Raw genomic sequence first — 13,223 nt, forward strand, 5'->3', positions numbered from 1 at the left:
AGGCGCAAGAGTGGAGGCCATCACGCTTTCACTTTCCTTGCCGGAACCGTGCATGCCCCGGATCGGCAGTTGGGTGGCGTTCGTTCAGATTGCGGCCGGATCGGCGATAATGGGTGCCATGAGCGTGAATCTGAAAACCCCGCAGGAAATCGAGATGATGCGCATCGCCGGCCGCCTGGCCAGCGAAGTGCTCGACATCGTCACCCCCCACGTCAAGCCCGGTGTCACCACCGAGGAACTGGACCGCATCTGCCACGACCACATCGTGAACGTGCAGGGCGCCATTCCGGCCAACGTCGGCTACCGCGGCTTCCCCAAGACCGTGTGCACCTCGGTCAACAACGTCATCTGCCACGGCATCCCCAGCGAAGGGAAGGTGCTCAAGGATGGCGACATCATCAACATCGACGTCACCGTCATCAAGGACGGCTGGCACGGCGACACCAGCCGCATGTACTTCGTCGGCACCCCGTCGGTGATGGCCCGCCGCCTGGTGGAAACGACGTACGAAGCCATGTGGCGCGGCATCCGCGCGGTGCGCCCGGGCGCCACCCTGGGCGACATCGGCCATGCCATCCAGAGCTATGCCGAAGGCGAGCGTTTCAGCGTGGTGCGCGAGTACTGCGGCCATGGCATCGGCAAGGTCTACCACGATGAGCCGCAGGTGGTGCATTACGGCCGCCCGGGCCAGGGCCTGGTGCTGCAGCCCGGCATGACCTTCACCATCGAACCGATGATCAACGAGGGCACCCGCTACAACAAGGTGCTGCCGGATGGCTGGACCGTGGTGACCAAGGACCGCAAGCTGTCGGCGCAGTGGGAGCACATGGTCGCGGTCACCGAGACCGGCGTGGACGTGCTGACCCTGTCGCCGGGCGAGTCGCAGGTTTCCTGACGATGCTGCCGGCGAGTTCGCTGCTGGACACGCCGGCCGCGTCGCTCAACGACCCGGACTGGGCTGCTGCCGCGCGCCAGGCGCTGCAGCAGGCCGACGCGCGCCTGTATCGCCGCTTCGACCAGGGCGACAACATCGAGCGCCTGCTGGCGCTGCGGGCGCGCGCGGCCGACCATCTGATCCGCCTGGCCTGGCAGCGTTGCCTGCCGGCCGACAGCGACCTGTCGCTGTTCGCGGTCGGTGGCTATGGCCGGGGTGAACTGTTTCCGCGTTCTGACATCGACCTGCTGGTGTTCGGCGACCCGCCCGCACAACGGGCGCATGAAGCGGCATTGGCACGCCTGTTCGCGCTGCTGTGGGACTGCGGATTGGCGGTCAGCCATGCGGTGCGTTCTGCATTGCAGTGCCGCGAGGCGGCGGCTGACCAGACCGTGCTGACCGCGCTGATCGAGGCGCGTCCGATCCTGGCTGATGATGCAGCGCGCCGTGCGCTGCGCGAGGCCATCGACGACCGTGAGCTGTGGCCGGCGCGTGCCTTCTTCCTGGCCAAGCTGGAAGAGCTGCGCAACCGTCACCAGCGCTTCGGCGACACTGCCGACAACCTGGAGCCGGATCTCAAGGATGGTCCCGGCGGCCTGCGCGATCTCAACACGCTGGGTTGGATGGCGCTGCGCGCCTTCGGCGTACGCGACCTGGAAGCGCTGGTCGGCCTGGGCCACCTTGGTGCCGACGAAGCGGCCGCGCTGAAGCGCGAGCGTGCAGTGCTGGCGCGGCTGCGCTTCGGCCTGCACCTGGTCGCGCGCCGCCCGGAAGAGCGCCTGCGTTTCGATTACCAGAAGACCCTGGCCGCGCGCCTGGGCTTCGAAGACGATGCCGAGAATCTCGGTGTCGAAAAAATGATGCAGGGCTTCTACCGCGCCGCGCTGGTGGTGCGCCGGATCAGCGACCGCCTGCTGCAGCGCTTCGAGGAACAGTTCGATGGCGAGGCCCAGCCGGAACCGCTGACCGTGGGCTTCTCCCTGCGCCGTGGCTACCTGGCCGCCAACGAGGCCGACTGGCCGCAGGGCGACATCGGCCAAGTGTTCGCGCTGTTTTCCAGCTGGGCCAACAACCCGCAGGTGCGCGGCCTGCACTCGCTGACCGCGCGTGCACTGGCCGAGTCGCTGCCGCTGCTGCCGGCCTATGACCAGGCCGACGCCGACGCACGCGAGCACTTCCTTGCCCTGCTGCGTGGCCAGCGCCCGGTCGACACGCTTTCGCGCATGGCGCGGCTGGGCGTGCTTGGCCAGTGGATCCCCGCGTTTGCCCAGGTCAGCGGGCGCATGCAGTTCGACCTGTTCCATGTCTATACGGTCGACCAGCACACGCTGATGGTCCTGCGCAACATCGGCCAGTTCGCCAGCAGCCGTGCCGACGAACGCTTCTCGATCGCGCACGAAGTCTGGCCACGCCTGCGCAAGCCGGAACTGCTGCTGCTGGCCGGCCTGTTCCATGACATCGCCAAGGGCCGCGGCGGTGACCACTCCGAGCTGGGTGCGGTGGACGCGCGTGCGTTCTGCCAAGCGCATGCGCTCAGTGGCACCGATACCGAGCTGGTCGCCTGGCTGGTCGAACAGCACCTGCGCATGTCGGTGACCGCGCAGAAGCAAGACATCGCCGATCCGGTGGTGATCCATCGCTTCGCCACCCTGGTCGGCAGCCGCGACCGCCTGGACTACCTGTACCTGCTGACCTGTGCCGACATCGCCGGCACCAGCCCGAAGCTGTGGAATGCCTGGAAGGACCGCCTGCTGGCCGACCTGTACTTCGCCACCCGGCGCGCGCTGCGCGAGGGGCTGGAGCATCCGGTACCGGCCGCCGAACGCGTGGCCGAGGCACGTGACAGCGTGCGCGCACTGGTGCGCGAGCAGGGTTACGACGACGCCACCATCGATCGCCAGTTCGCGGTGATGCCGGATGAGGGCTTCATTCGTCTGCGCCCCGAGCAGCTGGCCTGGCAGGCAGCCGCGCTGGTACCGGTGAAGCAGGGCCAGGCGCTGGTGAAGGTGCGCCGGATCAGTGTCGATGACCCGGCGCTGGAAGTGTTCGTGCACTCGCCCGACCGCGACGGCCTGTTCGCCGCGATCGTGATGACCCTTGACCGCAAGGGCTATGGCATTCACCGCGCACGCGTGCTGGACGGTCCGGCCGATACCATCTTCGATACCTTCGAAGTGAACCCGGCCGACACGTTTGCCGATGGCAGCAGTGCCAACCTGGAGGCGGCGCTGCGCGAGGCACTCAGTGGTGACCTGTCGCGCCTGCGGCCGTCGCGCCGTGTGGTACCGCGGCAACTGCGGCACTTCCGCTTCGCCCCGCGCATCGAGTTCCGCGATGAACCGGGCGCAACCCGTTTTGCCCTGGTCGCTCCCGACCGTCCCGGCCTGCTGGCCGATGTGGCGTTCGTGCTGCGCAACCAGGGCCTGCGCGTGCATGATGCGCGCATTGCCACGTTCGGCGAGCGCGCCGAAGACACCTTCGTGATCAGTGACGAACACGACCTCCCCCTGACTGAACCTGCCCGGCAGCAGCTGCATGACGCAATGCTGGCCTGCCTGGACCCTGATCGAAACGCCGGAGACCCCGCCTGATGGCCACCAAGCCCGCCAAGAAGACCGCCGCGACCCCCAAGAGCGCAGCGGCCCGGAAACCTGCTGCAGCCGCACCGGCCGCAAAGAAGGCCACTGCGCCGAAGAAGGCCGCTGCGGTGAAGGCCCCGGCGAAGAGAACGGCTGCGGTCAAGCGTGCTGTGAAGAAGCCGGCGCCGGCCAGGAGCGCCGAAGCCGTCCGCGCCGAAACCATCGCCCGCAAGTCGCTGCGCAAGCCGTCGGCACCCGGCGTGGAAGAACTCAAGTTCGGCATCGAGAGCGCCTTCGAGCGCCGCGCCACGTTGACCCTGCATGAGCTGGAAGGCTCGACCCGGCCGCTGGTCAACCGCGTGATCGACGGTCTCGAGAGCGGTGAATTCCGCGTCGCCGAGCCGGACGGCCAGGGCGGCTGGAAGGTCAACGAGTGGCTGAAGAAGGCCGTGCTGCTGTATTTCCGCGTCAACGACATGGCGGTGGTCGATGCACGACCGGCACCGTTCTGGGACAAGGTTGAATCGCGCTTCGCCGGCTATGACGAAGCGAAGTTCCGCCGTGGCGGCGTGCGCGTGGTGCCCGGTGCGATCGCCCGCCGCGGCACGTACTTCGGCAAGGACGTAGTGCTGATGCCGAGCTTCACCAACATCGGCGCCTACGTCGGCGAAGGCACCATGGTCGACACCTGGGCCACCGTCGGTTCCTGCGCGCAGATCGGCCAGCACTGCCACCTGTCCGGTGGCGCCGGCATCGGCGGCGTGCTGGAGCCGCTGCAGGCCAGCCCGACCATCATCGAGGACCACTGCTTCATCGGCGCGCGTTCGGAAGTGGTGGAAGGCGTGGTGGTCGGCCACCACAGCGTGATCGGCATGGGCGTGTTCCTCAGCCAGAGCACCCGCATCTACAACCGCGCCACCGGCGAGATCAGCTACGGCTATATCCCGCCGTACAGCGTGGTGGTGTCCGGTTCGCTGCCGAGCAAGGACGGCACCCACTCGCTGTACTGCGCGGTGATCGTCAAGCAGGTTGATGCCAGGACCCGCAGCAAGACCAGCGTCAACGACCTGCTGCGCGGCCTGGCCGACTGAAGGTGAGTGCGCCGGAGGACCTGGCGCAGTCCGCGATCTACCGGCATCCGTCCGACAACGCGTTCGGACGGATGCTGCCGCGCCTGCTGCACGCTCCGCGCTGGACCCGGTTGCGCCGGGCACTGTCGCGGCGCTGGCCGATGCCGGTGCTGGTCAGCGACGTGCGCGACGTGGTCTACGCGAGCTGGTGGGTCGATGTGCGCCATGCCCCGCTGCCGCCACCAGGCCATCACTTCGTGGTGCACGCCGGGCGCACGCCGTACACCCTCCTCAGCTATCGCCACGGCCATTTTGGGCCGGCGCTGGCCGGGCCGCTGCGCGCACTGATGCCGTCGCCGCAGCAGAGCAACTGGCGCTGGTACCTGCGCCGTGACGATGATCCGGGCGGAACCCCGGTGGTGCTGTTCGATCGCAACGTGATGGACCAGCTGGCCTTCGTCGCCGGCGCGCGCGCTTTCAGCGATGCCATGCAGCCCCACCTGTCCGTGCGCTTCGAGCACGTGGTGCGCGCCGATGGCGATGGGTACACCCTGATCGAAGGCGGGCAGGGGAGTGCGCCTGCCCTGCACCTGCAGTGGCGGGCCGCTGCGGGCTGGGAGGATGAGGCGTGGCGGGAGGGCATCGGTGGCCGTCAGGCCCTGCTGCGCTTCCTGACCTGCCAGGATGAGGCCATTGCGCGCACCTGTGACCGGCGCTGGGCCAGCACCCGCATCGCGCTGCCGGTGGGTGTCGACAGCCTGCAGCCGCTGCAGCTGGAAGGCGAGCTGCAGTGCCAGCGCCTGCAGGCGATGGACGTGGCGCTGCACGAGGGGCTGGCCTTCCGGCTGCCAAGGGTGCCGTTCCGGGTCGTGTCCGAGCGCCTGTTGTGAGATTCTGGGCCTCTGTTTTCCAGCATCACAGATGGCCATGAGCACCACTGTCTACGGTTTGAAGAACTGCGATACCTGCAAGAAGGCGACCAGGTGGCTGGACCGCTTCGGCGTGCCGTACACCTTCGTCGACTACCGCGACAACAAGCCGAGCCCGGAAACACTGCTGGCGTGGGCTGAGCAGCTGGGTGGCCTGGCCGCGATGGTCAACAGGTCCTCCACTACCTGGCGGCAGCTGCCGGACAACCGCAAGGCCGCAGATTCCGAGGCCGAATGGAAGCTGCTGCTGCGCGAGTACCCGCAGCTGATCAAGCGCCCGCTGGTGGTCACCGCCGACGGCACGGTCAGCCAGGGTTTCAGTGACAACAGCTTCAAGGCCCGCTTCGGGATGGGTGACGCGTGAGCGCGGTCCTCGACCTGACCTGCGAGCTGATCGCACGGCCCTCGGTGACGCCGGACGATGTCGGCTGCCAGGCACTGCTGGCGGCACGCCTGAACCAGGCCGGGTTCCAGTGTGACCACCTGCGGCTGGGCGAGGTCGACAACCTGTGGGCGACTCACGGCCAAGGCGCGCCGGTACTGGTGCTGCTGGGCCATACCGACGTGGTGCCGACGGGGCCGCGCGAGGCCTGGACCAGCGATCCGTTCACGCCGACGATCCGTGATGGCGTGCTGTATGGTCGCGGCACCGCCGACATGAAGGGCAGCGTGGCGGCGTTCGTGGTGGCGGCCGAGCAGTTCGTTGCCGCGCATCCCGATCACCCCGGCACGCTGGCGGTGCTGCTGACCAGCGACGAGGAGGGCGATGCCATCGATGGCGTGCGCCACGTCGCACGGCTGTTCGCCGAGCGCGGCCAACGCATCGACTGGTGCATCACCGGCGAGCCGTCGTCGACCGCGACGCTCGGTGACCTGCTGCGCGTGGGTCGTCGTGGCAGCCTGTCGGCCAAGTTGCGGGTGCAGGGCGTACAGGGCCATGTGGCGTACCCGGAGAAGGCACGCAACCCGATCCACCAGGCGGCGCCCGCCCTGGCCGAGCTGAGCGCACGGCGCTGGGATGACGGCTACGAGAGTTTCCCGCCGACCAGCCTGCAGGTCTCCAACATCCATGCCGGTACTGGCGCCAACAATGTGATTCCCGGCGAGCTCGAAGTGGATTTCAACATCCGCTACAACCCGCACTGGGATTCGCCGAAACTGGAAGCGGAGATCACCGCGCTGCTGGATCGGCATGCCCTGCAGTACACGCTGAAGTGGCATCGCAGCGGCGAACCGTTCTACACCCCGGAAGGCACGCTGCGCGCCACTGCGCGTGCGGTGCTGGCCGAGCACATCGGCCGTGCACCGGAGGAAAGCACCGGCGGCGGCACGTCCGATGCCCGCTTCATCGCGCCATTGGGCGCGCAGTGCATCGAAGTGGGGCCGGTCAACGCCAGCATCCACCAGGTGGACGAGAACGTGCGCGTGGACGAACTGGAAGCGCTGCCCGGGCTGTATCAGCGGCTGGTGGAGCGGCTGCTGGTGTGAGGATGGTGGATGCCGATCGTCGGTCGGCACACCTTCCGCAGGACTGCAGCCGGGCCCTGGTCCGAAAAATGAGTAACGGCGGCATGATCGCCTTTTCCCAGTAGCTTGGCGCGGCCATGTAGAAGCGCTGCGCCTGGGGGCCTGGCGAACAAGCCGGCCGCCGCTGGCAGGGCCGAAGGCGGGTGAGGGTCTGGTAGGCCGCCAGGCCCAGGCAGGGCAGGGCAACCAGTGCCCGGTGCCTCGGTTGCCGACGCAACTGTTGCGCCGCGCCGGAAACCGGGGTAGGGTCGATGCCATGTCGATCCGCCTGGCCACCGCCGTCAATAACAACAACCGCAATAATCTGCGCGCGAATAATCGTGCGCGGCCGATGCGGGACTGCGCCCTGGGTAGATAGACAGCACCACACGCCCGGACACCAGAAAACCCGCATCGGTCGATGCGGGTTTTTTTGTGCCCGGGCGCAGCCCCACCCGGGCCTGGATGGCCGGTCGAACACCCTCCCACCCGTGAAATTCCCCCAACAGGAGCTCCCCCATGTGTTCGATCTTCGGAATCTTCGGCCTGCAGGCCGGTGACGATCTCCCGGCCCTGCGCCGCCATGCGCTGGAACTGTCGCAGCGCCAGCGCCACCGCGGCCCGGACTGGAGCGGCGTGTATCTTGACGAAGGTGCGCTGCTGGTCCACGAGCGGCTGGCCATCGTCGACCCGGCCGGCGGCTCGCAACCGCTGCTGTCGGCCGACGGCCAGCTGGCGCTGGCGGTCAACGGCGAGATCTACAACCACCAGCAACTGAAGGCCGCACTGACCACCGCCTATGACTTCCAGACCGGTTCGGACTGTGAAGTGATCAACGCGCTGTACCGCCAGGGCGCTTCGCCGGCGCAGTGGCTGGAGCAGCTCAATGGCATCTTCGCGTTCGCGCTGTGGGACCGTGGTGCCGGTCGTGTCCTGGTGGCGCGCGACCCGGTGGGCGTGGTGCCGCTGTACTGGGGCCACGATGCCCAGGGGCGTCTGCGAGTGGCCTCGGAAATGAAGGCGCTGGTCGATACCTGTGCCGACGTTGCGCAGTTCCCGCCGGGCCACTATTTCGACAGTGCCAGTGGTGAGCTGGTGCGCTACTACCAGCAGCCGTGGCGCGACTACGCGGACGTGCACGGCCGCCAGGCCGATCTGGCCGAGCTGCGCCAGGCATTCGAGCATGCGGTGGAACGCCAGCTGATGAGCGATGTGCCGTACGGCGTGCTGCTGTCCGGTGGCCTGGACTCGTCGCTGGTGGCGGCGGTGGCCGCGCGCTATGCACGTCGTCGCATCGAGGATGGGGGGCAGACCGAAGCCTGGTGGCCGCGCCTGCACTCGTTCGCGATCGGCTTGAAGGGCTCTCCCGATCTGGCCGCCGCTGCAATCGCCGCCGAAGCGCTGGGCACCGTGCATCACGGCTTCGAGTACACGTTCGAGGAAGGCCTCGATGCGCTGCCGGAGGTGATCCGCCACATCGAGACCTACGACGTCACCACCATCCGCGCATCGACGCCGATGTTCCTGCTGGCGCGGCGGATCAAGGCGATGGGCGTGAAAATGGTGCTCTCCGGCGAGGGCAGCGACGAGATCTTTGGTGGCTACCTGTATTTCCACAAGGCGCCGGATGCGCGTGAATTCCACGACGAGCTGGTACGCAAGCTCGACGCGCTGCACAACTACGACTGCCTGCGCGCCAACAAGTCGATGATGGCCTGGGGCGTGGAGCCGCGGGTGCCGTTCCTGGATCGCGAATTCCTCGATGTGGCGATGCGCTTCGACGCCGCGCACAAGATGGTCGGTGCGGGCGTTGGTGGCCGCCGCATCGAGAAGGCGGTGCTGCGCGAGGCGTTCGAAGGCTACCTGCCGGACAGCATCCTGTGGCGGCAGAAGGAGCAGTTCAGCGATGGCGTTGGCTATGGCTGGATCGACGGGCTGAAGGCGCATGCCGAAGCCCAGGTGAGCGACCGTGTGCTGGCAGCGGCCGACAAGCGCTTCCCGCACAACCCGCCGCAGACCAAGGAGGCCTACTACTACCGTCATCTGTTCGAGCAGTTCTTCCCGAGCCGTGCGGCCGCCGAGACCGTGCCGGGTGGCAAGTCCATCGCCTGCTCGTCGCCGGCGGCGATCGCGTGGGATGCGAGCTTCGCCGCAGCTGCAGATCCGTCGGGGCGCGCGGTCGCTGGCGTGCACGAGCAGGCACTGGCGTAAGCGCCGAAAGGGGACGGAGGGGGGCCGGGGCGCCTGTGCCACTAACGACTTAATCCCCTCCGTCCCCTTTTTGTATGATCGCCCCCCTGCACATTGGGGAATGTTCATGGACGTACACAGCGGGGGCCAGGTGCCACCGACGAAGTGGGGATGGCGCTACCTGGCCTGGGCTGGGGTGCCGTTGCTGGCCGGCGTGCTGCTGGCCCGTTATGCCGGTCCGGCGGCGCCCGAGGCTGGTGCCCGTGCCACGGCCACGACCATGGCCGAAGCCACCTGGGCGCAGCATCTGGCGTCGCCGCTGGGCCTGTTCCTGTTGCAGCTGCTGGTGCTGTTGCTGGTAGCCAAGGGCGCCGGTGCGCTGCTGAAGCGGCTGGGCCAGCCGGCGGTGATCGGCGAGATGGCAGCCGGCCTGATGATGGGCCCGCTGGTGCTCGGCAGCTTGCTGCCGCAGTTGCATGGTGCGTTGTTCCCGGCCAGCTCGTTGGGGCCGCTTGGCATGCTCAGCCAGCTGGGCGTGCTGATGTTCCTGCTGGTGGCCGGTGCCGAGCTGGACCTGGCGGCGCTGCGTGGACGCCGGCGTTTTGCCTTTACGGTCAGCCATGCCGGCATCGCGGTGCCGTTCGTGCTTGGCGTCGCCCTGGCGATCTGGCTGTACCCGCAGCACGGCCCGCAGGGCGTGGGCTTCACCGCATTCGCGCTTTTCGTTGGCATATCGATGAGCATCACGGCCTTCCCTGTGTTGCTGCGCATCCTTGCCGACCGCGGTATCACGCAGACACCGCTGGGGCAGACCGCCATCGCCTGCGCGGCATTGGGCGATGCCACCGCATGGTGCCTGCTGGCGCTGATCGTGGCCGCCGCCCAGGCCAGCGGATGGCTGCCGGCCAGCCTCAACCTGCTGTGCGTGGTCGCGTTCGTGGCGCTGATGCTGGGGCTGGTGAGGCCGTGGTTCGCCCGCCAGCAGATCGCGCCGGGCCGTGAGGGACGCTGGCTGCTCGGCATCCTGCTGCTGTCGCTGGGCAGTGCGCTGGTCACTGAAATGCTGGGCATCCACGCGCTGTTCGGTGCGTTCGCGGCGGGCGTGGCGGTGTCGTCCAACGCGCAGCTGCGCAACCTGTTGATGGCCCGCGTCGAGCCGTTCGCGGTGACGCTGCTGCTGCCGCTGTTCTTCGCCATGACCGGCCTGCGCATGCGCGCCGACACGCTGCAGGCCAGCGATGTCCTGTTGTGCGTGGTGGTGATCGCGGTAGCCACGACGGGCAAGCTGCTGGGTACCTTCAGTGCCGCACGCAGTGCCGGCATGCCCACCCGTGAGGCGTGGCGGCTGGGTGCACTGATGAACACCCGTGGCCTGATGGAGCTGATCGTGCTCAACCTGGGTTACGAACTTGGCCTGCTCGGTGACCGCCTGTTCGCGGTGCTGGTGATCATGGCGCTGGTGACAACGGCGATGACCGGGCCACTGCTGAACCTGATCGAGCGGCGCAGGGGCTGAGCGTCGAACGGTAGTGCCGGTCGCTGGCCGGCAACCTCATGATGCTGGACACACCTGCATGGATGCCGGCCAGCGGCCGGCACTACCGCGATGCCGGCACCAGCGTCATCGTGTGCTGCGGCTTGCCCGGCAGGAACGGCGTCGGCCGCCCATGCACCCAGTCTTCGTGGCCGGCGCCCCAGTACGGCGACAGCGGGTGCCCGCTCTGGCCGCCGGGCATATGCACGATGCCGTCGGCCTCGTGGCCGGGCGAAACCACCATGCGCTCGGAAGCACCGAAGCCCGGCGTCTGCACGCGCGGCATGTCGCGGTCGCCGGGCAGGCGGTCGGCCGGCATGCACAGCCAGTGTTTGGCAATGTCCGGCAGCGCCCGTGCGATGGGGTGGCAGATCGCCGCCGTATTGCGTTCGCCCCAGCTGCGCTTGGCCAGTGGGCCCTGCCTGGCCAGCTCGCTCTCGGTGCGGCGTGCGGCGTCGGTCAGCAGCGCATCCCAGCTGTCGAAGGCCGGTGGCAGCAGATTGGCCGGACGCTGCTGCAGCATCGGCCAGGCCACGCCTTCCAGCTGCGCCAGGCGCGGCTCCAGATAGTCATCGCCCAGCTGCGCATTGGCCGGTGCCAGCAGTGCATCGGACAGTGTTGTCATCACCTGCGTACGGAACTCGCGCACCACCCGGTAGCTGACCGAGCTGGCCGAGGCACGGCCGTCCCATTGATGGCTGGCCTCCTTCAAGCGCTTCAGTGCAGGGTCGTCACTGCGTTCGATGACGTCGTGCAGCAGTGCCCACCAGCGCTGCAGGAACACCGCGCGATCGTCGAGCTGGATCGCCAGCAGGTCGTGTTCATCGAAGCGCTCCTGGATCGCCAGCAGGTCGCGGATCTGCCGCCCGCGGGCGCCAAGGTCATAGCCGCCGTTGCCGGCCTGGGCCAGTGCCTCGCCGTCGAGGACGCGGCCGTTGGCGGTCCACAGGCGATGGTTGGGGGGATCGATCAATGCCGGCGAGGCATCGCTGCGGATCGGCCAGGGGGCGCAGTCCTGGTTGTGGGCGGCGTTGAAGCCGGCCGGCGCGCAGCCCGGACCGCGATCCGGGCGGGCGCCGATCAGGCGCCAGGCGATGCGTCCGGTGCGGTCGCCGACCACCAGGTTCTGTGCGGGAATGCCGGCGTGGTCGGCGAACTGCAGCGCAGCGTCCAGATCACCGGCGCGGGCCAGATCACCGAAGTCCAGGCGCACCGCACCGGGCAGCTGGGCGACCCAGCGCAGCGCGTCGCCGCTGCCATCGGCATGCGTGTGCAGGATCGGTCCCCAGGCGGTTTCGCGTACCGGGAACAGCACATCCGCCTGGCCGGCCACCGCGATCCGTTCTTCATGCACCGTCACTGCGGCATTGGCCGGTTCGGTGCGGTAGTCCGCGGTGTCGATGTAGCTGTTGGTGAAACCCCAGGCGATGTGCCCGTTGCTGCCGACGATCACGGCCGGAAGGCCCGGCAGCGAGAAGCCGGTGACGTCGACCTGGCCGCCAGCGGCCTGCGGGTCCGGGTAGCGCAGGCGCACGCGGAACCACAGGCCGGGTGCGCGCAGGCCCAGGTGCATGTCGTCGGCAACAATGGCGCGGCCGTCGGCGGTGAGCGCACCGGCCACCGCGAAGTTGTTGCTGCCGACGGCGTCGGCTTCTTCCTGCCCGGTGCCCGGCTTTCCCTCCAGCGTGCGCAGGTCCAGCTGGCTGGCATCGGGCAGCATGGCGTTGCCGGTCGGTTCGCCGAACAGCGGTGCATCCCATTCAGTGCCGTCGTGGGCGATCAGTGTGTACAGCGCCGGCGGCACCGCCGCACGGATGCGGCTCAGCGCAAGCTCGGTCTGGTTGCCGGGATCCTGGAGGTCGGCGTACATGGCCAGCCCGGTCAGCACGCTGTCGCTGGCCTGCCAAGGCTGCGGTGACTGCCGCAGCAGCAGGTATGCCCACGTCCGCACGGAGAGGTCGGCAAGGCCTTCGTTGACGCCGTCCACGTAGGCGCGCACGGCATCGCCGTTGTCGCCCAATGCAGCGTCCATGTGTGCCTCGGTGCGCGCGCGCAGCCGATGCACGCGCATGCGCTTGTCGGCGTCGATGGCCTTCGGTCCGAACAGTGCGGACAGTTCGCCGGCGGCGCTGCGGCGCATCAGGTCCATCTCGAAATAACGTTCCTGCGCGTGTACGCGGCCGAGTGCGCGCATCGCGTCGGCCTGGCTGCCGGCCGTGATGGTGACCACGCCCAGCGCATCGCGCTCGAGGGTGACCGGCCTCGCCAGTCCCGGCAACGCATGCTCGCCGTCCAGGTCGGCCAGGCTGCCGCGCAGCAGCAGCCACAGCACCAGTGCGGTGACCAGCACGATGGCGATCAACACGCCCAGCACCCAACGCCATGTACGTCGCATCGCACGTCCTTTCCGAACTCGTGGGCCGATTGTAGCCGCAGGCGCAACTGCGACTGATTCCGATTAGATCACCGTATTTTGAAATG

At 68.3% G+C, this 13,223-nt stretch carries 9 protein-coding genes; 8 read left to right on the forward strand and 1 reads right to left on the reverse strand.

Features of this window, described 5'->3' with window-relative positions; translation table 11 throughout:
• Positions 1–109 precede the first annotated feature (109 nt).
• From map to KXV01_RS02105, 8 genes are all read left to right on the forward strand, one after another.
• Positions 110–895, forward strand: coding sequence for a type I methionyl aminopeptidase (map, locus tag KXV01_RS02070; RefSeq protein ID WP_032955117.1), 786 nt, complete (start codon positions 110–112; stop codon positions 893–895).
• A gap of 2 nt (positions 896–897) precedes the next feature.
• Positions 898–3,525 carry a [protein-PII] uridylyltransferase gene (locus KXV01_RS02075; RefSeq protein WP_111096468.1) on the forward strand — a complete coding sequence of 876 codons (2,628 nt, stop codon included), beginning with the start codon at positions 898–900 and terminating at the stop codon, positions 3,523–3,525.
• Positions 3,525–4,604, forward strand: coding sequence for a 2,3,4,5-tetrahydropyridine-2,6-dicarboxylate N-succinyltransferase (dapD, locus tag KXV01_RS02080; protein WP_111096469.1), 1,080 nt, complete (start codon positions 3,525–3,527; stop codon positions 4,602–4,604). The genes KXV01_RS02075 and dapD overlap by 1 nt, the downstream gene beginning before the upstream one ends.
• Before the next feature lie 2 nt (positions 4,605–4,606).
• Complete coding sequence (locus KXV01_RS02085) at positions 4,607–5,473, forward strand: hypothetical protein (RefSeq protein WP_111096470.1); 867 nt, start codon at positions 4,607–4,609, stop codon at positions 5,471–5,473.
• A gap of 31 nt (positions 5,474–5,504) precedes the next feature.
• Positions 5,505–5,876, forward strand: a complete 372-nt coding sequence (locus KXV01_RS02090; RefSeq protein ID WP_181452403.1) for an arsenate reductase — start codon at positions 5,505–5,507, stop codon at positions 5,874–5,876.
• Positions 5,873–7,000 (forward strand): succinyl-diaminopimelate desuccinylase, encoded by a 1,128-nt coding sequence (gene dapE / locus KXV01_RS02095; protein ID WP_111096471.1) that lies wholly within the window; start codon positions 5,873–5,875, stop codon positions 6,998–7,000. The genes KXV01_RS02090 and dapE overlap by 4 nt, the downstream gene beginning before the upstream one ends.
• Positions 7,001–7,537: 537 nt before the next feature.
• Entirely contained in the window at positions 7,538–9,229 is a 1,692-nt protein-coding gene (gene asnB, locus KXV01_RS02100) for an asparagine synthase B (RefSeq protein WP_111096472.1), read from the forward strand.
• A gap of 100 nt (positions 9,230–9,329) precedes the next feature.
• A complete protein-coding gene (locus KXV01_RS02105) occupies positions 9,330–10,724 on the forward strand; it encodes a cation:proton antiporter (RefSeq protein WP_111096473.1) in 1,395 nt (464 codons plus the stop codon).
• Between the two features lie 82 nt (positions 10,725–10,806).
• On the opposite strand, the gene KXV01_RS02110 is transcribed toward KXV01_RS02105, so the two are convergent.
• Positions 10,807–13,137: a penicillin acylase family protein gene (locus tag KXV01_RS02110; RefSeq protein WP_111096474.1), complete on the reverse strand. Its 2,331-nt coding sequence runs from the start codon at positions 13,135–13,137 to the stop codon at positions 10,807–10,809.
• Between the last annotated feature and the right edge of the window lie 86 nt (positions 13,138–13,223).

This window comes from Stenotrophomonas sp. Ps181 (genome assembly GCF_025697425.1).
GTDB classification, from domain to species: domain Bacteria; phylum Pseudomonadota; class Gammaproteobacteria; order Xanthomonadales; family Xanthomonadaceae; genus Stenotrophomonas; species Stenotrophomonas sepilia.